Here is a 19,343-nt window from a genome sequence, read left to right as displayed (position 1 = left end):
GGGTCCGGCCCGCCTGAAGACTTGCACCTGATGTCGACACCGCCCTGGCTCGGACGCAGGCACGAGGTCCCGGTGATGAACCTGCGCGAGCGCTTCGCCGCGCTGCGCAACCTGCCTCCGTTCCTGCGCGACATCTGGCGCACCAGCCCGCTGCTCGCCCTGTCGAGCCTGCTGCTGCGGCTGGCGCGCGCGCTGCTGCCGATCGCCACGCTGTATGTCGGCAAGCTGATCGTCGACGAAGCGGTGCGGCTGGTCGCGCTGGGCACCGGCGCGCAGGACTTCGCCCAGATGTGGCAGTCCGGCGTGCTCCACCACCTGCTGGGCCTGCTGGCGATCGAGTTCGCACTGGCGGTGGCGTCGGACATCCTCGGCCGCATCGTCGGCCTGGTCGACTCGCTGCTGTCCGAGCTGTACTCCAACGCCACCAGCGTGCGGTTGATGGAGCACGCGGCCTCCCTGGACCTGGAGGACTTCGAGGACGCCGACCTGCAGGACCGCCTCGATCGCGCCCGGCGCCAGGTGTCCGGGCGCAGCTCGCTGATGTCGCAGCTGCTCGGGCAGGCGCAGGACATCGTCACCATCATCAGCTTCGCCATCGGCCTGCTGGTCTACGCACCGTGGCTGATCGTGCTGCTGCTGGTCGCGCTGGTGCCGGCGTTCGTCGGCGAGATGCACTTCAACGCGCGCAGCTACGCGGTCAACTATCGCGCCACGCCGGAGCGGCGGGAACTCGACTACGTACGCCAGATCGGCGCCAGCGCCAGCTCGGCCAAGGAGATCAAGAGCTTCGGCCTGAACACATTCCTGATCGAGCGTTATCGCACGCTGGCCTGGTCGATCTACCTCGCCAACCGCCGCATCGCCATCGGCCGCGCGGGCTGGGGCGGGCTGTTCACCACCATCGGCACGCTTGGCTACTACGCCGCCTACGCCTACATCGCCTGGCGCACGGTGCATGGCGAATTCAGCATCGGCGACCTGACCTTCCTGTCGGCCTCGTTCCGCCGCCTGCGCAACCTGCTCGAAGGCCTGCTGTCGAGCTTCTCGCAGGTCGCGGGACAGGCGCTGTACCTCGACGACCTGTTCTCGTTCTTCCAGATCAAGCCGGAAATCCTGTCGCCGGCAAACCCGCGCCCGTTCCCCACCCCGATCCGCGAAGGATTCGTGTTCGAGGACGTCGGCTTCCGCTATCCCGGCGCCGAGCGCTGGGCGGTGCGCCACCTCGATTTCACCCTGCACGCCGGCGAAGTGCTGGCCCTGGTCGGCGAGAACGGCGCCGGCAAGACCACCTTGGTCAAGCTGCTCTCGCGCCTGTACGACCCGGACGAGGGCCGCATCCTGCTCGACGGCCACCCGCTGGCCGAGTACGACCTCGACGAACTGCGCGCCAACACCGGGGTGATCTTCCAGGACTTCGTGCGCTACTTCATGAGCGCTTCGGACAACATCGCCGTGGGCCGCATCGAGGCCCGCGACGACCACGCCCGCATCGCCGACGCCGCGCACCGCTCGATGGCCGACGAGGTCATCGAGCGCCTGCCTGCCGGCTACGACCAGATGCTCGGCAAGCTGTTCAAGGAAGGCGTGGACCTGTCGGGCGGCGAGTGGCAGAAGATCGCCATCGCCCGCGCCTACATGCGTGACGCGCAGCTGCTGATCCTCGACGAACCCACCGCGGCGCTCGACGCGCGCAGCGAGTTCGAGGTGTTCCAGCGCTTCAAGGAGCTGTCAGAAGGCAAGAGCGCGGTGCTGATCTCGCACCGCTTCTCCAGCGTGCGCATGGCCGACCGCATCCTGGTGCTCGAGCAGGGACGGATCGAGGCCAGCGGCACCCACGAGCAGCTGATGGCGCAGGGCGAGCGCTACGCCGAGCTGTTCGAGCTGCAGGCGGCCGGGTACCGCTGAGCGGCGCCAAACGGACTCGGAGGAGTGGCTCGAGTCGCGAGTTCCTCGCCGGGAAATCGGACGCCCTCCAAGGTTCGCGGCTCAGGCCGCTCCCATCGGTTTTGCCGGCATTCCGGGTGCGGCCGGGGTGGCCCGACGGATGAAAGGGCCCTTGACGCAGCACGGGCTAGGCTGCGTGCATGGACACGAACGAATCCGCGCACGACAACGACCCCGGGGCCCACCAGCCGCGGGGCATCGCCCGCACCACGCAGATCCTGCGTTTCCTGGTCAAGTACCGCAGCGCCGGCGTGTTTTCCGGCCTGGACCTGGATGCCGCCGACGGCGTCGCCGACGGCGAACCGCCCGCGACCGAAGGCAAGCCCGAGGAGTTCGTCGATGACCTCGAGGCGCTGGGCCCGACCTTCATCAAGATCGGCCAGGCGCTCTCCACGCGGCCCGACATGGTGCCGCCGCCGTTCCTGGTCGCACTGGAGCGCATGCAGGACGACGTCGCGCCGATTCCCTTCGAACAGGTCCGCGCGGTCGTCGAGTCCGAGCTGGGCGTGCGCATCAGCAAGGCATTCGCGCAGTTCGACGAACAGCCGCTGGGCTGCGCGTCCCTGGCGCAGGTGCACCGCGCCACGCTGCGCGACGGCCGGCTGGTGGCGGTGAAGGTGCAGCGGCCCGGCATCGTCGACATCATGCGCGCCGACCTCGACGCCCTCGCCCACCTCGCTGGCGGCGCGGACCGCATGACCGACATCGGCCGGCGCTTGCGCTTCGCCGACTGGGTGCAGGAGTTCCGTCGCACCCTGCTGGCCGAACTCGACTACCAGGCCGAAGCGCAGAACCTCGAGCGCTTCGGCCAGCACCTGCAGGGCTATCCGGAACTGCTGGTGCCGGCACCGGTGTGGGACCTGACCGCCAGGCGTGTGCTGACGATGGAGCTCGTGCAGGGCACCAAGGTCACCGAGATCTCCGGCCTGCGCCGCACCGAGCACGACATGTCCGGGCTGGCATCGGCGCTGATGCGCGGCTACCTGGACCAGGTGTTCGTGCACGGCGAGATCCACGCCGATCCGCACCCGGGCAACCTGCTGGTGACCAACGACGGCCGGCTGGCGCTGTTCGACCTCGGCATGGTCGCGCACGTGCCGCCGAAGCGTCGCGAGCGTCTGCTGAAGCTGCTGTTCGCCGCCGTCGACGGCCGCGGCGAGGAAGTCGCCGCCGAGGCGATCGCGATGGGCACCCGGCTGGAGGATTTCGACGAGGCGCGTTTCCTGCGCGAGGTCGGCCAGATGGTCGCCACGTATGCCGCCCGCTCCGGTGCGGGATCGCTGTCGGAAGGCCGTCTGATGATCGACCTGGTCGGCCGCTCCACCATGTGCGGCTTGCGCACGCCCCCGGAAATGAGCCTGCTGGGCAAGACCCTGCTCAATCTGGAACAGGTGTCCCACGCGCTCGACCCGGAGCTCGACGTCAAGGCCGTGATCGAGCGCCACCTCGAGCACGTCATGCGCGAGCGGCTGAAGAAGGCCCTGTCGCCTTCGAACCTGGCCAGCGAGTTGATCGACGTGCAGGCGCTGCTGCGCGAAGCTCCGCGCAAGGTTTCCGACGTGCTCTCGCTGCTGGCCGAGAACCGGATGCAGGTGCGCATGACCGGTCTGGAAGAATCGCACCTGATGGAAAACCTGCAGAAGATCGCCAACCGGGTCAGCGCGGCGCTGGTCACCGCCGCGCTGATCGTGGCCTCGGCGATGATGATGCGGGTCGACACGGACTCCCGGCTGTTCGGCTATCCCGCCATCGCGCTGGTGCTGTTCATCGTCGGCGCCGGGCTGGGGATTTCGATCGTGGCCAGCGCGCTGTTCGGAGATCACAAGGCGCGCCCGCGCGAGGAACGCGGGCCTCGCTGACGGACGGGGAGCTGATGGCGCAGGGCGGAGCGCTATGCGAAACCGTTCGAACTGCAGGCCGCAGGGTATCGCTGAGCCGGGCATGCCACGCCGGGCCTGGACGGGCCGCGCGTGGGCGCGCGTGGGCGCTCCCACCTTGATCGGGATCAACGCATCCGGCTGCCGATCGGCCACACTAGGCACATGCGGCATTCCACGCTCGCCGCCCCACCGGATCCCCTGCCATGGAGAACGCCATGAACATCCTGCTCGCCGTAGACGGCAGCGCCGCCAGCGACCGCGCGACCAAGCATGTCGTGCAGCTTTCGAAACAGTTCGCCAAGCCGCCGAAGCTGACCCTCGTCAATGTGTCGCTGCCCTTGCTCAAGGCCGCAAGCAACAAGCTCGGCCGCAAGGCCACGGCGGAGTACTACGACAGCAACAGCGAGTACGCGGCGCACAAGGCGCGGCGCATGCTGCAACGCGCCAAGCTCGAGTTCACCGAGGTCTTCCTCGTCGGCGAGCCGGCCGATGAAATCGCGCGCCACGCCGACAAGCACGAGGCCGACCTGATCGTGATGGGCTCCCGCGGCCAGACCGCGCTCAAGAGCCTGCTGCTGGGTTCGGTTGCCACCAAGGTCCTGGCGCAGTCGAAGGTGCCGCTGACCGTCATCCGCTGACGCCTTCCCCGGGAGCGGCCGGCTGCGCCTGCGGCCGCTCCTGCGGGCTTTCCCCGCCGTCCGGCAACCGCCCCTGCCCTTGCTCCGGCGCCGGATAGCGCAGCACGCCGTCCACCATCCGCGCATCCGGGCTCAATGGATGCACCGTTGCCTTGCCCGGCGCCATCAGGTGCAGGACCTGCCAGCCGCGCGCGGTGAAGTCGTCGGCGATCAGGCGCCGGTGGCAGCGCCACCACACCGCCTCGGCGCACATCACCGCAACGCGTCGTTCGCGCGCCAGCCGCATCAGTCGCTCGCGCGCGAGGACGAACTCCGGCTCGGCCATGTAATCGGCGTACGCACGGAACGCCTCGACCCGCCACGCGCCGTTGGGCGAATCCGCTCGTGGTTTCCGCCGCCCGCCAAACTCCGGCATCGGCACGTAGTCGATGTCCGCCGCTTCCAGCGCCGGCCCCATCGCCAGCGGCGAGAACTGCGGGTTTCGCCGCGAACCGGCAAAGCGGCGGACATCGGCCAGCACCTCGATGCCGGCCTCGCGCAACATGCCGGCGAATACTTCCCACTCGCGCGTGGAATGGCCGATGGTCCAGAGCGTGCCGGTGGTAAGCGTCATTCCAGCATGGTGCGCCAGCGATCGTGATCTCCCTGTCGACCGGCGCCGCGCGCAGGCGACCGCGTCGCCGCCGCCATGCGATTCCAGGGCACCGCATCTTCCAGGTCGCCGCCAGGACCGGCCGCCGCGGCGCGCATTCCCGTGGCGCCGATTCGTGTCCGTGCTTCAGTCGAACGCCTTGCGCGCACGCACCCCGAGCACCCAGCCCCGCCCCGGCGCCGGTTCGTAGTAGCGGCCGTTGCCGTCGTTCACGATCACCGAGCCGACGTATGCGCGGTCGAACAGGTTGTCGATCCGCGCGTAGCCGCGCCACTGCAGGCCGAACGCCTCGAACCGGCGCTCGGCGGCAAGGCCGAACACCGCGTACGCCGGCGCGCTCTCGTCGCTGCCATCGTCGACGTACACGCGATCGGCGAAGCGTCCGTCGAGCACCAGGTCGGTATCCGCGCCGATGCTCCGCCGCAGCTCCGCCCAGGCCGCATGGCGGGATAGCCCCGGGATGCGATGCCCATCCTCGATCAGCACGTCGCCGTCGCCGCAGGGCATCGCGGCACAGGTGGTGAAGTCGCTGCCGTAGCGCGCGTCGAGGAGCGTGTACGCGGCCGCGTAGCGCCACTGCGGCGAGAACGTGCCGGACAGCGACAGCTCGGCGCCGCGGCGGCGCGTGATCCCGGCGTTGGCGTAGATGCTGCGCCCGCCCCGGTTGGCCACTGCCACCAGCTCGCCGCGCGTGCGACTGTCGAACAGCGCCGCCGAGTATTCCAGCCGCGCGCCGCGGCCGCGCACGCCGACCTCCGCGTTGCGGCTGCGCGCCGCGCGCAGGTCGTTGAGGCCGCTGGCGCCGTCGGCGCGGTACGCCAGCTCGGAGAACGTCGGCGTCTCGAAGCCGGCGCCCGCGTTCGCGTACACGCTCGCCGTGGGCGTAAGCCGGAACAGCACGCCGGCCACCGGCGAACTGCGCGAGTACTGCAGGCGCCCGCTGTCGTCGGGATTGTCGGCGGTGACGTAATCATCGTCGGATGCAAAGCGCACCTGGCTGTGGCGCAAGCCGAGGTTGATGCGCCAGCGCTCGGCGGGCTGCCAGTTGGCCTGCGCATAGGCATCGCGCCCGCTAACCCGGTTGTCTTCGTCGCGCCGCAACGCACCGAACACGCCAAGCCGCTGGCCAACGAAGTTCTCGTAGCCGCGACGACGCTCGCCGGACACGCTGTATTCGACGCCGGCCACCAGCGAGAACGGTCGCTCCAGCAGCTGCGTGCTCCAACGCCAGCGCAGGTCGGCGCCGCCGTACCGGCGGTCGAGCTCGATCGCGCCCCCGCCCTGCAGCGGGTCGGCCTGCACGAACACCGGGATCGACAGCACCTGCGTGGTGTCGCGGGTGCCGCCGTACGCGGTCAACGACAACGCGTGGTGCGCCGACAGCGGTTGCTCGACATGCAGGCCGGCCTGGTCCTGGTGCACGGTCTTGCGGGTGTCGAAGTCCAGCGCGCCCTTGCTGGCCGCACGCCGGTCGCCGCGCGACTGCGCGCCGGTGAGACCCTGCGGGTCATCGGCGCGCAGGTCGTGCGAGTTGAGCAGCACGGTGTAGCGCCCGTCGTTGCCGAACGCGCCCTGGAGCACCGCCTGTCCCGTCGCCTGTCGCGACCTGCTGTGGTCGCGGAAGCCGCTGCCGTCGACATGGTCCATGTCCACCAGCACGCCGCCGTCGCGCTCACCGGGCCACGGCGCATGCCACGACACCAACCCGCGGTGCAGTCCGTCGCTGCCCGCGTCCATCCCCACCGAAAATTCCGGTGTCGCCGGTGGGTCGGCACTGAACACCGAGATCACGCCGCCGGACGAATTGCCGTACAGCGCCGAGAACGGTCCGCGCAGGACCTCGATGCGGCCGGCGGATTCGAGCATGAAATGCGATACCTGCCCCTGCCCGTCGGGCATCGTCGCCGGGATGCCGTCGCTGTACAGGCGCACGCCGCGAATGCCGAAAGTGGAACGCGCGCCGAAACCGCGGATCGAGACCTGCAGCCCCTGCGCCTCGTTCTGGCGGTCGCGCGCGACCACGCCGGGCACCCGCTGCAGCGATTCGGACAGGCTCAACCCCGGCTGCGCACGAAGCAGGGCGCCGGCATCGACCACGTCGACCGCCGCCGGCACCAGCAGCGCATCGTCCGGCTGGCGCGTGGCGGTGACGACCACGCGGTCGAGTTCGGCCGCCGCGGCCGCATCGGCACCGGTCGGCGGTGCCGCAGGCGCGCCGCATGGCACGGCCAGCGCCAGGCACGTCCACGCCGCCCTTCCAGCCCAGCCGAGCAGGCGCCAGTCTCCCATGGGATCTCCGCAGCAAATCAGGCACACAAGTATGGCCGCGACCAGCCATCCTGTAGCAGCAGCCCATGGCCGCGAGCTCCTGCTTGCGAGCCGGATGCCGCTGCTCCCGCCGCAGCCCGGGCTGCCACGGCGCGGTCCGCGGCATATCGGCTAAAATGCGCGCCTCGCAGTTCACCCCCCCTCCCCGCATGTCTCCCGCATTTGGCACCGAAACGGTGCTGGATGTCCGTCACTGGACGGACGACTACTTCAGCTTCACCACCACCCGCGACGACGGTTTCCGCTTCGACAACGGCCAGTTCGTGATGATCGGGCTGGAAGTCCCGCAGGCGGACGGCTCGTCCAGGCCACTGCTGCGCGCGTACTCGATCGCCAGCTCCAACTGGGAAGAGCAGCTGGAGTTCTTCAGCATCAAGGTGCCCGACGGCCCGCTGACCTCGCGACTGAAGGACATCCGCCCCGGCGACAGCCTGCTGATCGGCCGCAAGCCCACCGGCACCCTGCTGCTCCACGACCTGCACCCGGGCCGCAACCTCTACCTGCTGGGCACCGGCACCGGCCTCGCCCCGTGGCTTGCGATCGTCAAGGATCCGGAAACCTACGAACGCTTCGACCACGTCGTGCTCTGCCACGGCGTGCGCAACACCGACGACCTCGCCTATCGCGACTACATCGCCAACGAACTGCCGCGGCACGAATTCCTCGGCGAGCAGATCGCGCAGAAACTGCTGTACTACCCCGCGGTCTCGCGCCAGGACTTCAGCTTCGACGGCCGCGACCAGCGCGGCCGCCTGACCACCCTGCTCGACAGCGGCCGCATCGCCGGCGACCTCGGCCTGCCCCCGCTCGACGCCGAACACGACCGCGCCATGATCTGCGGCGGCCCGCAGATGCTGGCCGACTTCCGCAGCCTGCTCGATGCCCGCGGCTTCACCGCGGCGCCGCGCATCGGCGTGCCCGGCCACTACGTGTTCGAACGCGCCTTCGTCGAGAAGTAGGTCGGGGCTACGCCCCCGAGCTGCGGCATTGCGTCCGGCGTGTTTGGCACGCCCCGCTCCGCCGGATATGCTCGCGCCATCGGACGGGGAGCGGGAATGAAGACGATGCTGATAGCGGCCTGCATGGCCGCCGTGCTGTGCCTGTTGCCCGCCGCGCCGGCCGGCGCGGGCCAGGACCTGCCTGCGCAGCCGCGCCCCGGCGACGTCCCGCCCGATGCGCTCGGCAACGACCGCGACGGAAACCCGGTTACTGTCAGCCAGCACCGTGGCAAGGTCGTGATCGTCACCTTCTGGGCGTCGTGGTGCGGGCCGTGCCGGCGCGAATTGCCGATGCTGGGCAAGGTGCAGGCCGTGGTCGGGCGCGAACACCTCGAGATCATCGCGGTGAACTTCAAGGAAGACCGGCGCGACTTCAACGCCGTCGTGCGCGCCAACCGCGACATTCCCCTGAACTTCATCCGCGACAGCCATGGCCGGACCAGCGACACCTATGGCGTCACCACGCTGCCGAACATGTTCATCATCGGCGTCGACGGCAAGGTCGCCTACGTCCACCGCGGCTATTCGGAGGAGATGATCGACGGCTTCATCCAGGAGATGCTGGGGCTGCTGCCGCCCGAGGCGCTGAACAAGCCCGCCTACACCTGAATCCCCGGCGCACCCGCGGCGCGGGCGCGGGCGCCTATCGCTCTCCGTACTTGAGCCAGATGTCGGCCAAGGCTTCGTTCTCGAACACGCGCGCCTCGATCCCGGCATCGCGGGCGAAGATCTCGCAGAACTCCACCTGCTGCAGCCCCAGCGGCTTGACGTGGGCGATCCGCAGCCGCTCCAGGCCCTCGCCCTGCAGGCCGGTCACCACGCGCAGCCAGTCGTCCTCGCCCAGCGGCGTGCCCACCAGCTCGTCGACCAGCAGCAGCGAAACCGCCTTGCGTTCGCGCGCCGCCCCGGCGATTTCGCGCCAGTAGGCCAGCGTGGTGTCGATGCCGGACTGCCCGGCAACGTGCACGCGCAGGCCCTTGCCGTGCGGCGTGATCGCGATGCGGTACTGGCGTTCGGCAGCCGCCATGGCTCAGGCCAGCGCCGCTTCGATGTCATCGGCCAGCGATTCCGGCTTGTCGGTCGGCGCATAGCGCGCGATCACCTTGCCGTCGCGGCCCACCAGGAACTTGCTGAAATTCCACTTGATCGCATCCAGGCCGAGGAAGCCACCCTTCTCCTGCTTGAGCCACTTCCACAGCGGATGCGCGCCGTCGCCGTTGACGTCTACCTTCGAGAACATCGGGAAATCCACGTCGTAGGTCAGCGAGCAGAAACTGCGGATGTCCGCCTCGTTGCCCGGCTCCTGGTGGCCGAACTGGTCGCACGGGAAACCCAGCACTACCAGCCCGCGGGCGCGGTAGTCGCGCCACAGCCGTTGCAGCCCCGCGTACTGCGGCGTGAATCCGCACTTCGAGGCCACGTTCACCACCAGCAGGACCTTTCCGGCGTAGTCGGACAGTGATTTGTCGTGTCCGTCGATGTCGACGGCGGAAAAATCATGGGCGGTGGTCATGGCGGTGCGTTCCTCGCTTGGCTGCCGCCATCAAACATCGCCGCGCGCCGGCTGGCAAGCGCGCCGGCCGGCGACGCCGGGTTGCAGGCAGGCACGATGGCTCCTTCGCTACAGCCGCGATGCAACGAGGCGGATATCGGCATTGGCCCACGCCCTGTCGAAATCTTTCCGCACCGCGGCGGCTTCACCGGTCTTTCCCTGCAACTCCAGGCTCCGCGCAAGCCCGAACAACGACCAGCCGTTGCCCGGATTGCGCTGCAACTCCTCGCGATAGACCTGCTCGGCTTCGCCCGCGCGCCCGGCATCCAGCATCACCGCGCCCAGCGTGTGCCGGACCGGCGCGTGCCAGCCCGGCGGCTCGTCGTAAGGAATCGCGTCCTCGATCGCGACCGCTTCGCGCAGCGCCGAAATCGCGGCCGCATGCTCGCCGCGCGCGGCCGCCAGCTCCGCGGCGACGCTGCGTTCGGCGATCTTCACCGCATGCGCCAGCGGATAGCGGTCCCACATGGTGAGCTTTTCCATCGCCGGATCAACGGCGTGGCGGCGTAGCGCGTCGAGATGTCGCTGCGCATCGTCCATGCGTGACTGCCGCACCGCCGCCATGCCCTGCGCGTAGTGCCAGATCGCGGTGACGTAGGGCAGGTCCGGCGCCGGATTGCCTGCCGCGGCGATCTCGTCCCAGCGGCCGAAACGCACCCGGTCGAACCACGGCGTCATCCAGTAATGCTGGAGGCCGGCGAAGCCTTCCTCGCGCATCAGTTCGGGCAGGTCGGTGCGCTCGGCGGCTTTCGCCGCGGCCTCGCGCGCAAGCGCGCCGTTGCCTTCCATGCTCGACGCGAACCACAGGAAATGATGGTTGTGCGGCACGTATCCCAGCGGATACACGCCCTGGGTGTTGCCGCGGCACACGGCCAGGTAGGCATCGTCGGCCTCGACCGCGCGCTGGTTGGCCAGCACCGCGTCGTGCCAGCGGCCCACCCGCGCGTAGATGTGCGAGGGCATGTGCACCAGGTGGCCGGAGCCGGGAACCAGCGTGCGCAGGCGGTCGGCCGCCGCCGCGCCGCGCTCCGGATTGGCCGAAGCCTCCACCGCGTGCACGTACAAGTGCAGCGCGCCGGCATGGTCGGGGTCGCGGGACATGACCGATTCCAGGGTCGAGACGACTTCCGCGGTATGGCCCTTGGGCCTGTACTGCGCGTCGTAATAGTCCCAGGGCTGCAGGTCCATCATCGCCTCGGCATGGAGCACCGCGGCGTCCAGGTCGTCGGGACGCTGCCGCACCAGCTCGCGCGTGGCCGCGGCATACGCTTCGTCCAGCGCCCGACGGTCTTCCGGCGGGTTGTCTGCGTAGCGCGCGGAAAGCGTCTGGATGAAGGCGCGTTCGCGTTCGCTCGCTTTCGGTGCGAGCGTCCGCGCACGCTGCAGGCGCGACCAGGCATCCGCGTTGTCCTGCGGGTCCATGGTCGCGTTGACGTGCGGCCCGAGCACCAGCGCCGCTCCCCACCAGCACATCGCGCACGCGGGGTCGAGTTCGGTGGCCTTGAGGAACGAACGCTCGGCGGCGTCATGGTTGAAGCCGAAGGCCAGCATCAGGCCTTGGTCGAACCAGCGCTGCACCTCGGGATGCGTGCTGCTGACCGGGAAGTGGTGGTTGCCGAGTCCTTCAAGCAGGTTGGCGCCGATCAACGCCATCTCCGGCGGCGACACGGCGGGCGCCGGCACTGCCGCGGCTACTGGCGTTTCGGCCTGCCTGCAAGCGCCAATCGCGAGCCCCAGCAATGCCGCGGCGAACGGAAGCACGAAGGGTCTTGGCTTGTTCATGCAGTACCTCGCAAGGAAAGATGAACGGCTGGACCCTGGCTTCCGCGCCCGCCGGCGCGACAGCCCGCCGCAACCGGACCCCAGCCAGGCCCGGCAGCGCCCGCGCAGGCGCGATGACCGGCAGCCAGGCATCCTGGTGCCACGAGGGGTGACACCCGGAACAGGGGAACCCGGCTACCGGTCAGGGAAGGCAACGAGAATCGTTGCGCCGGCAGGCCGCGCGTCGCGACCGCGTTGCGGAAATCCGACGAATGGCCGCCGTGCCGCAGGCATCCCGGCCGGGAAAAAGTAGCAGTGCCCCGGCGGACGGCGCGGACTACCCTGCCGTTTTCGCCCCGGGGAAGCGAAACATGCCCACCGCCGCCGAACTCAAGGCCCGCCACCGCGGCATCCGCGACGCCCAGCCCGAAGCCCTGCGCGTGCGCATCCACCGCGCGATCAGCTGGCTCGCCCGCGCCGAACGGGAAACCGGCGATCCCGACGCCCGCTTCCTGTTCCTCTGGATCGCCTTCAACGCCGCCTACGCCAGCGAATTCAGCTTCGAACACAGCGAACGCGAGCAGGCCCGCATGTTCGTCGCCCAGCTGCTCGCCATCGACCCCGGGCACCGCCTGCACCACGTCCTCTACGACCAGTTCACCGGCCCCATCCGCACCCTGGTCGAGAACCGCTTCGTCTTCGAACCGTTCTGGAAAGCCCTTCGCGAGCATGATTCCAGCGAACGCTGGGCCGAACAGTTCGCCGGCAGCAAGCGCGTGGCGATGAAGGCGTTGATGGCGCAGGAAACCGCGGTGCTGCTGTCCATCGTCCTCGATCGCCTCCACGTGCTGCGCAACCAGCTGGTGCACGGCGGCGCCACCTGGAACGGCGCCGCCAACCGTGCCCAGGTCGGTGACGCCGCCCGCATCATGGGCGCGCTGGTACCCACGGTGATCCTGCTCATGATGGAAGGCGGGGTGGCGGACTTCGGGGAGATTGCGTTTCCGCTGCTGGCAGGGTGAGATGCACGGTCGCCAGGCGGCCTTCTCCAGTGGAGTCCTGTTCGTGCGCAAGAGCGTGGTGATTTCCTCCATCGCGGCAATCGCCGCCTTTGGCGCGTTGTGCCTGCTGTTCTCCGGCGCGCCCGACAATGCGGGCCTGCTGGCGTCCGTCAGCCCGGTCGCCGCGGTGCGCGGCCTCTCCTTCGCGCTGTCATTCGCCGCCGGCCTGCCCGCGCCGGCTGCGATCCTCGTCGCCATCGCGGCATTGGCCCTGGTTCCGGTCGCGGTGTTCCTGGTCACACGTCGCCTCCTGCGCCGTTTCGATCGCTAGGCCGTTCGACATCCGGCCTGGGGCAAGGCGCGAAGCCAGGCAGGCGGGAACCACTGGCTGGCCGTTGCGGGCTCGATGGATCGCCCGGAAAACCCGACGACTCCAGGCCGGCCCCGGCCGTCCGCCCGCCATGCCCCGATTGGCCTCGCGCGCGCTGGCTCCTCGTTTCCCCGATTACCCGCGAATCGCCTGCAGGAGGATGGCAATGGCCATGCCGCCGCGACGCCCGCCTTCATCCAGGCTGCGCTGTTGCGCCGCCCTCCTGCTCGCCGTGGTCGCGGTGCTGCCGGCCGCGCAGGCGCAGGCACAGGCACAGGCGCATTGGGGGCACGCGCTCGGCAAGGTGCATTTCCCGGTGTCGTGCAGCGCGCCGGCACGGCGCGATTTCGACCAGGCGCTGGCATTGCTGCACCACATGACGTATCCGCAGGCACGCGCCGCGTTCGCCGCCATTGCCGCGCGCGAGCCGGATTGCGCGATGGCGCACTGGGGCGTGGCGATGACGCTGTTCCAGCCGCTGTGGCCGACGCGGCCGACGCCCGCCGACCTCGCGCGCGGCAGCGATGAGGTGGCGGCCGCACGCGCCGCAAGGCCGCCCACGGCACGCGAGCGGGGTTTCATCGATGCCGCCGCGGCGTTCTTCGACAACACCGGCGAACCGGGCTACTGGGACCGCATCAAGCGCTGGGAGGCGGCGACGCAACGCGTGCACGCACAGTTCCCGGGCGACGACGAGGCCATCGTCTTCCACGCGCTGGCGATCCTCGCGGTGGCGCCGGCCAACCAGGACGCCCGCGTCAATGCCGACCGCGCCGCCGCCCTGCTGCTGCCGGTCTACGAGCGCAATCCCGACCACCCGGGCGCGATGCACTACCTGGTGCACGCCAACGACACGCCGGGGCGCGAGCGCGAGCTGCTCGGGATCGTGCGCAAGTACGAAACCATCGCCCCCGACAACCCGCATGCGCTGCACATGCCCACCCACATCTACACCCGCCTGGGCGACTGGCCCGCGGTGATCCGCGGCAACCAGCGCGCCGCGCAGGCCGCGCTGGCGCACCCGGCCGGCGACCAGGGCCAGTACGTCTGGGACGAGTTCGCCCACGCCATCGAGTACATGGTCTACGCCTGCCTGCAGCAGGGCGACGACGCCAACGCGCTCGCGCAGCTGCGCCGCCTCCACGACACGCCGCGGCTGGAGCCCAGCTTCAAGACCGCCTTCCACCTCTCCTCCACCGCCGCGCGCTACGCGCTGGAGCGCGGCGACTGGGCATCCGCCGCCGCCCTTCCCGCCCGCGTGCCCGATACGCTGGCGTGGGACAAATCCCCCTGGCCCGAGGGCGTCACCTGGTTCGCACGCGGCGTCGGCGCGGCCAGGCAGGGCGACGCCGAGGGCGCGCAGGCCGCGGTCGCGCGGCTGGCGCAGCTGGAAGACGCGGCGCGGGCCAGTGGCGAGGACCTGTTCGCCCGCAGCATCCGCGTGCTGCGCCTGGCAGTGGAAGGCTGGCGCGCGCAGGCGCTGGGCGAGACGGCGCGCGCACGCGACCTGCTCGCGCAGGCCGCCGCGCTGGAGGCCGCGACGCCCAAGCACGCCGTCACGCCCGGCCCCACCCTGCCGGCCGAGGAGCAGCTCGGCGACCTGCTGATGCAGCAGCACCAGCCCGCCGCGGCGCTGGCCGCCTACGACCGCGCCCTGAAGGCCTGCCCCGAACGCTTCAACAGCCTGCTCGGCGCCGCCCGCGCCGCGCTCGCCAGCGGCGATCGCGCACGCGCGCGCAGCATGCTCGACCATCTGCTGGCCATCTCGAAGGACGGCCCGCGCCGGCAGGCGGCCGAGGCCTGGGGGCGCGAGGCGCTGGAGATCCGCTGAGCAGGCGCCGCGGAACGACCATGGCCGCCATTCCTGCGAACGCGTGAAACTGGCGCCGTCGCCTTCAATCGCCTCGCGCCACGGGATTCACCCGGCCCGACAGCGCCCAGCCGCCCCGGTGTCGTGCCCGTGTCGGCCCCCTGTCGTCACGCACGCACCGCCTGCGGCGGGATGATGGCGGCCACCCGAGCCCCGATGCCCAGGAGCATCCATGCACATCGACAGCGCCCGACTGCGGGAACTGCGCACCGCCCGCCAGTGGTCGCAGGAACAACTGGCCAGCCTCAGCGGCCTGAACCTGCGGACCATCCAGCGCCTGGAATCGGGCGCGAAGATCTCGACCGAATCCCTGCGGGCACTGGCCGCCGTTTTCGAGGTGCCGGCCGAGAGCCTGCTGGTGGGCGACCCGACCCCCAGCCAGCCGGCGCTCAGGGCCATGCGCGAAGGCGTGCTGCGCGGCCTGGAGTTCACCGGCACCACCCGGCGCGCGGACTTCTGGTGGTTCGCGCTTGCCGTGGCGATGGTGCTCGCGTTCGCGGAACTGCTCGCCGAGGTGACCGGTCCGCTGCCGCTGCAGATCGCCTCGCTGGCGGTGCTGCTGCCATGGATCGCCGCCTGCACCCGCCGCCTGCGCGATGCCGGCCTCAACCCCTGGTGGCAGCTCATCAGCCTGGCGCCGGTGGGCGGCATCCTGGTGCTGCTGTACCTGCTGACCTACCCGACCAAGGCGGGCGAGCCGGCGGCGGCTGAGGTTTGAGCCAGCCCGCCCACCGCGCCCTGGGGCCGGCGTGCAGGGTCGCAACAAATGCGACGCTTACGGGTCATCAACCTCTTCCACGCCACAGGGGAACCCACCATGACCGCCCAAACCACCGACACCGTCCTGTATCGCGGCGAGGACTACGACCTGATCGGCCTGATCGCGGCCGAACCCATCACCCCGCAGGACTTCGGCATGACGCCGGCGATGATCAGTACCGCATGCTACCGGGGCTATTTCTGTACCTACGCCATCGAAGACGACCGGCTTTTCCTGGTCGAGATGACCCTGCGGGAGCGCGACGGCCGGTACTTGCCGATTGGCGGCATCCAGCCCGTTGCGGACGCACGCGAAGCCACCTGCAGCTACAAGGACCTGCGGATCCCCGTCGATTACACCGGCAGCCTGCGCCTGGCCAGCGGCTTCGTTCGCGAGTGCTACATCCACATGGGCTACCAGAAGGCCAGCGCGTTCGAGACCGTGTTGGACTTCAGCCTGGACGCGGGCCGCGTTGTCCGCGTACACGACCGCTCCGCGGAAGCTGCCCGCAAGCGCGGCGCGTTCAAGAAGCACTTCGAGGAGAACGTCGCGCGGGGGATCCAGGAGTCGTTCGATCTCGACATGGATATCTGGTGAAGACTGAAGGGCCGTGGGAACCCCGGGCCGGAAGAAGCGGCAGCGCCAGGGGGCAGGATCGGGAGTGATGCCGTTCCCGGGGTGGATGTGGCGCAAAAAGCGGCGATCCCGGGGTTCTTTTCGGGGGTGGATGCCCCTTGTCGGGCCGCGGGGGCGGGAGGGCTCGGGCGAAGCGCCGGGCCCTTACCCGGCGCTCTGCGCCTCCCTCTCCCGCGAAGCGGGAAAGGATTGCAAGGCGGTCTCCCGCGCGGTTCGAACGCGCGCCCCCTCTGCCGCGGGGCGGGAGGGGGTTGAATCGGGGGCTTGATCCGGTGCGGTCGGGGCTTGTGCCTTTGGGCATGCGGCTGCGGGAGGCGGCATACGGTAGGCTTCTAAGTCCGATTCGATGAGGAACACCCCCGATGAAGCACCCGCTCGCCGCTGCGCTGGCCGTCGCCATGGCCGTCGCCGCGCCCGCTTTTGCCCAGGACTCCGCCATGCCCGAAAAGGCCGCCATTGCCGCCCACGCCGACCCGTTCGCCGCCGACAGCCCGCTGCCGCTGCATTACCCCGAATTCAACAAGATCGCCGACAGCGATTTCGCCCCGGCGTTCGACCGCGGCATGGCCGGGCAGCTGGCCGAAGTGCGCAAGATCGCCGACAACGCCGAGCCGGCGACGTTCGACAACACGATCATCGCGCTGGAGAAGTCCGGCCGCGAGCTTGACCGCGCCACCTCCGTGTTCTTCAACCTGGTCGGCACCGACACCAATCCGGCGCGCGAGAAGCTGCGCGCCGAGTACGCGCCGAAGTTCTCCGCGCACGGCGACGCGATCCGGCTCGACCCGAAGCTGTTCGCGAGGATCAAGTCGCTGTACGACCAGCGCGCGTCGCTGGGCCTGGACGCGCAGGGCGAGCGGCTGGTGGAGCGCTACTACACCGACTTCGTCCGCGGCGGCGCCAACCTGGGCGATGCCGACAAGGCCCGCCTGAAGGACATCAACGGCCAGCTGGCCAAGCTGGGCACGCAGTTCAGCCAGAACGTGCTGGCCGAGGTCAACGACTCGGCCGTGGTGGTGGACGACAAGGCGCAGCTCGACGGCCTGACCGACGAGCAGATCGCCACCGCCGCCGAGAAAGCGAAGGAACGCAAGCTCGACGGCAAGTACGTCATCACCCTGCTCAACACCACCGGCCAGCCGCCGCTGTCGCAGCTGACCAACCGCGCACTGCGCGAGCGCATCCACAAGGCCTCGGTGGTGCGCAACAGCCGCGGCAACCAATACGACAACACCGGCATCGTCGCGCAGGTACTCAAGCTGCGCGCCGAGAAGGCGAAGATGCTCGGCTTCGACACCTACGCCGCCTACGTGCTCGACGACGAGACGGCGAAGACGCCGCAGGCCGTCAACGACATGCTCGGCAAGCTGGCACCGGCCGCGGTGGCCAACGCGAAGAAGGAAGCGGCCGACCTGCAGGCGATGATCGACCAGGAACAGAAGGCCAAGGGCGAGCCGACGTTCCAGCTCGAGCCGTGGGACTGGGCGTTCTATACGGAAAAAGTGCGCCAGGCCAAGTACGACTTCGACGAGTCGCAGCTCAAGCCGTACCTGGAGATGAAGAACGTGCTGGAGAACGGCGTGTTCTTCGCCGCCAACCAGCTGTACGGGATCAGCTTCAAGGAGCGCACCGACCTGCCGAAGTACCACCCCGACACGTTCACCTACGACGTGATGGACAAGGATGGCTCGCAGCTGGCGATCTTCATCTTCGACCCGTACGCGCGCGCGTCCAAGCGCGGCGGCGCGTGGATGAACAGCTACGTCAGCCAGTCCGGGCTGATGGGCACCAAGCCGGTGGTGGCCAACCACCTCAACATCCCCAAGCCCGCCGACGGCAAGCCGACGCTGCTGACCTGGGACGAGGTGACCACCACGTTCCACGAGTTCGGCCACGCGCTGCACGGCATGTTCTCCAACGTGGAGTACCCGTACTTCAGCGGCACCAGCGTGCCGCGCGACTTCGTCGAGTTCCCGTCGCAGGTCAACGAGATGTGGGCCGACTGGCCGAGCATCCTCGCCAACTACGCGAAGCACTACCAGACCGGCGAGGCGATGCCGCAGGCGCTGCTGGACAAGGTGATGGCGAGCCAGAAGTTCAACCAGGGCTTCGCCACCACCGAGTACCTGGGCGCGGCGATGCTGGACCAGAGCTACCACCAGCTGCCGGCAGACCAGATTCCGGATGCGGGTTCGATCATGGCGTTCGAGGCCACGGCGCTGGCGAAGGACGGCATCGCGTACGCGCCGGTGCCGCCGCGCTACCGCACGCCGTATTTCAGCCACATCATGGGCGGATACGCGGCGGGCTATTACGCCTACATCTGGTCGGAAGTGCTGGACGCCAACACCACCCAGTGGATCAAGGACAACGGCGGCCTGAAGCGCGAGAACGGCGACCGCTTCCGCGACACCCTGCTGTCGCGCGGCGGCAGCAAGGACGCCTCGCAGCTGTTCGTCGACTTCACCGGGCACGGACCTGACATCAAGCCGCTGCTGATCAAGCGTGGCCTGATGGAAGCGCCGGCCGAAGCCGCGGACGACGCGGGCAACGACGGCTGAGGATCGCCGCTCCTGCCGGAAACGGAACCGCCCGGGTCATGCCGGGCGGTTTTTTTTGGACCTTCTTCCGACTCCGGAAAACGCTGCATCCGCGAGATGCGAAGCGCAGGCGCGGATGCGTGCGGATGCGAGTGCCTCTGGACGCGAATGTCCTCCGGTGCCGGCCTGTGGCCGACGCCTCCCTCTTGATTTCGCAACCAGGGACACTCGCATCCGCATTCCGGCTTGCCGGTGGCTCCACACGCGCAAGGCAGGCGCCCAATTTCCCGGCGAGCCTGCAATCCGATCGGCCCGAAGTGGCCGGCGGGCCTTCGGGGTGAAATCAAGGAGGAGGCATGCGCCGCAAGGCGGATGCCGGAGGACATTCACCCCGAAGGCCTGCCGGCCGCGCC

At 69.5% G+C, this 19,343-nt stretch carries 16 protein-coding genes; 11 read left to right on the top strand and 5 right to left on the bottom strand.

Annotation, left to right across the window (positions count from 1 at the left end; all coding sequences use genetic code 11):
• The first annotated feature begins 30 nt into the window (after positions 1-30).
• The 3 genes from H570_RS0105200 to H570_RS16485 all read left to right on the top strand — a co-directional run bounded on the left by H570_RS0105200 (position 31) and on the right by H570_RS16485 (position 4,462).
• Positions 31-1,905: an ABC transporter ATP-binding protein gene (locus tag H570_RS0105200; RefSeq protein ID WP_027079820.1), complete on the top strand. Its 1,875-nt coding sequence runs from the start codon at positions 31-33 to the stop codon at positions 1,903-1,905.
• A gap of 179 nt (positions 1,906-2,084) precedes the next feature.
• A complete protein-coding gene (locus tag H570_RS16490; protein ID WP_051176150.1) occupies positions 2,085-3,803 on the top strand; it encodes an ABC1 kinase family protein in 1,719 nt (572 codons plus the stop codon).
• Positions 3,804-4,039: 236 nt separating this feature from the next.
• Positions 4,040-4,462, top strand: coding sequence for a universal stress protein (locus tag H570_RS16485; protein ID WP_036135399.1), 423 nt, complete (start codon positions 4,040-4,042; stop codon positions 4,460-4,462).
• Here H570_RS16485 and H570_RS16480 read toward each other — a convergent pair.
• Both H570_RS16480 and H570_RS0105175 read right to left on the bottom strand, forming a co-directional pair.
• Positions 4,452-5,075: a DUF488 domain-containing protein gene (locus H570_RS16480; RefSeq protein WP_084499806.1), complete on the bottom strand. Its 624-nt coding sequence runs from the start codon at positions 5,073-5,075 to the stop codon at positions 4,452-4,454. The genes H570_RS16485 and H570_RS16480 overlap by 11 nt on opposite strands.
• Before the next feature lie 165 nt (positions 5,076-5,240).
• Positions 5,241-7,403 (bottom strand): TonB-dependent receptor family protein, encoded by a 2,163-nt coding sequence (locus tag H570_RS0105175; protein ID WP_051176148.1) that lies wholly within the window; start codon positions 7,401-7,403, stop codon positions 5,241-5,243.
• A 188-nt stretch (positions 7,404-7,591) separates the two neighbouring features.
• On the opposite strand from H570_RS0105175, the gene H570_RS0105170 reads away from it, so the two are divergent.
• Positions 7,592-8,401, top strand: coding sequence for a ferredoxin--NADP reductase (locus H570_RS0105170; RefSeq protein WP_027079818.1), 810 nt, complete (start codon positions 7,592-7,594; stop codon positions 8,399-8,401).
• 96 nt (positions 8,402-8,497) lie between these two features.
• Positions 8,498-9,049, top strand: a complete 552-nt coding sequence (locus H570_RS16475) for a TlpA family protein disulfide reductase (protein WP_036135291.1) — start codon at positions 8,498-8,500, stop codon at positions 9,047-9,049.
• Positions 9,050-9,083: 34 nt separating this feature from the next.
• On the opposite strand, the gene H570_RS19505 is transcribed toward H570_RS16475, so the two are convergent.
• The 3 genes from H570_RS19505 to H570_RS0105150 form a co-directional block, all read right to left on the bottom strand.
• Positions 9,084-9,467: a hypothetical protein gene (locus H570_RS19505; RefSeq protein WP_027079817.1), complete on the bottom strand. Its 384-nt coding sequence runs from the start codon at positions 9,465-9,467 to the stop codon at positions 9,084-9,086.
• Between the two features lie 3 nt (positions 9,468-9,470).
• Positions 9,471-9,953: a glutathione peroxidase gene (locus H570_RS0105155; protein WP_027079816.1), complete on the bottom strand. Its 483-nt coding sequence runs from the start codon at positions 9,951-9,953 to the stop codon at positions 9,471-9,473.
• Between the two features lie 108 nt (positions 9,954-10,061).
• Positions 10,062-11,774 carry a tetratricopeptide repeat protein gene (locus H570_RS0105150; protein ID WP_027079815.1) on the bottom strand — a complete coding sequence of 571 codons (1,713 nt, stop codon included), beginning with the start codon at positions 11,772-11,774 and terminating at the stop codon, positions 10,062-10,064.
• Between the two features lie 350 nt (positions 11,775-12,124).
• On the opposite strand from H570_RS0105150, the gene H570_RS0105145 reads away from it, so the two are divergent.
• The 6 genes from H570_RS0105145 (at position 12,125) to H570_RS0105120 (ending at position 18,951) form a co-directional block, all read left to right on the top strand.
• Positions 12,125-12,775, top strand: a complete 651-nt coding sequence (locus H570_RS0105145; RefSeq protein ID WP_027079814.1) for a HEPN domain-containing protein — start codon at positions 12,125-12,127, stop codon at positions 12,773-12,775.
• 1 nt (position 12,776) lies between these two features.
• Complete coding sequence (locus H570_RS0105140) at positions 12,777-13,085, top strand: hypothetical protein (RefSeq protein ID WP_027079813.1); 309 nt, start codon at positions 12,777-12,779, stop codon at positions 13,083-13,085.
• Positions 13,086-13,290: 205 nt separating this feature from the next.
• The gene (locus H570_RS0105135) at positions 13,291-14,955 is read left to right on the top strand and encodes a tetratricopeptide repeat protein (RefSeq protein ID WP_051176147.1); all 1,665 of its coding nucleotides are present in this window, start codon (positions 13,291-13,293) and stop codon (positions 14,953-14,955) included.
• Between the two features lie 211 nt (positions 14,956-15,166).
• The gene (locus tag H570_RS18105) at positions 15,167-15,712 is read left to right on the top strand and encodes a DUF805 domain-containing protein (protein WP_051176146.1); all 546 of its coding nucleotides are present in this window, start codon (positions 15,167-15,169) and stop codon (positions 15,710-15,712) included.
• Positions 15,713-15,811: 99 nt separating this feature from the next.
• Positions 15,812-16,351, top strand: a complete 540-nt coding sequence (locus H570_RS0105125; RefSeq protein ID WP_027079810.1) for a hypothetical protein — start codon at positions 15,812-15,814, stop codon at positions 16,349-16,351.
• A gap of 401 nt (positions 16,352-16,752) precedes the next feature.
• Complete coding sequence (locus H570_RS0105120) at positions 16,753-18,951, top strand: M3 family metallopeptidase (RefSeq protein ID WP_027079809.1); 2,199 nt, start codon at positions 16,753-16,755, stop codon at positions 18,949-18,951.
• The last annotated feature ends 392 nt before the right edge of the window (positions 18,952-19,343 follow it).

Origin of the sequence: Luteimonas mephitis DSM 12574 (assembly GCF_000422305.1) — a bacterium.
Taxonomy (GTDB): Bacteria; Pseudomonadota; Gammaproteobacteria; order Xanthomonadales; family Xanthomonadaceae; genus Luteimonas; species Luteimonas mephitis.
Note: the sequence above shows the minus strand (reverse complement) of the source record. Positions and strands in the feature narration are given on the sequence as shown.

Coding starts and splice junctions, on each gene's coding strand:
- H570_RS0105200 (WP_027079820.1), top strand. CDS start 31: ATGTCGACACCGCCCTGGCTCGGACGCAGGCACGAGGTCCCGGTGATG.
- H570_RS16490 (WP_051176150.1), top strand. CDS start 2,085: ATGGACACGAACGAATCCGCGCACGACAACGACCCCGGGGCCCACCAG.
- H570_RS16485 (WP_036135399.1), top strand. CDS start 4,040: ATGAACATCCTGCTCGCCGTAGACGGCAGCGCCGCCAGCGACCGCGCG.
- H570_RS16480 (WP_084499806.1), bottom strand. CDS start 5,075: ATGACGCTTACCACCGGCACGCTCTGGACCATCGGCCATTCCACGCGC.
- H570_RS0105175 (WP_051176148.1), bottom strand. CDS start 7,403: ATGGGAGACTGGCGCCTGCTCGGCTGGGCTGGAAGGGCGGCGTGGACG.
- H570_RS0105170 (WP_027079818.1), top strand. CDS start 7,592: ATGTCTCCCGCATTTGGCACCGAAACGGTGCTGGATGTCCGTCACTGG.
- H570_RS16475 (WP_036135291.1), top strand. CDS start 8,498: ATGAAGACGATGCTGATAGCGGCCTGCATGGCCGCCGTGCTGTGCCTG.
- H570_RS19505 (WP_027079817.1), bottom strand. CDS start 9,467: ATGGCGGCTGCCGAACGCCAGTACCGCATCGCGATCACGCCGCACGGC.
- H570_RS0105155 (WP_027079816.1), bottom strand. CDS start 9,953: ATGACCACCGCCCATGATTTTTCCGCCGTCGACATCGACGGACACGAC.
- H570_RS0105150 (WP_027079815.1), bottom strand. CDS start 11,774: ATGAACAAGCCAAGACCCTTCGTGCTTCCGTTCGCCGCGGCATTGCTG.
- H570_RS0105145 (WP_027079814.1), top strand. CDS start 12,125: ATGCCCACCGCCGCCGAACTCAAGGCCCGCCACCGCGGCATCCGCGAC.
- H570_RS0105140 (WP_027079813.1), top strand. CDS start 12,777: ATGCACGGTCGCCAGGCGGCCTTCTCCAGTGGAGTCCTGTTCGTGCGC.
- H570_RS0105135 (WP_051176147.1), top strand. CDS start 13,291: ATGGCCATGCCGCCGCGACGCCCGCCTTCATCCAGGCTGCGCTGTTGC.
- H570_RS18105 (WP_051176146.1), top strand. CDS start 15,167: ATGCACATCGACAGCGCCCGACTGCGGGAACTGCGCACCGCCCGCCAG.
- H570_RS0105125 (WP_027079810.1), top strand. CDS start 15,812: ATGACCGCCCAAACCACCGACACCGTCCTGTATCGCGGCGAGGACTAC.
- H570_RS0105120 (WP_027079809.1), top strand. CDS start 16,753: ATGAAGCACCCGCTCGCCGCTGCGCTGGCCGTCGCCATGGCCGTCGCC.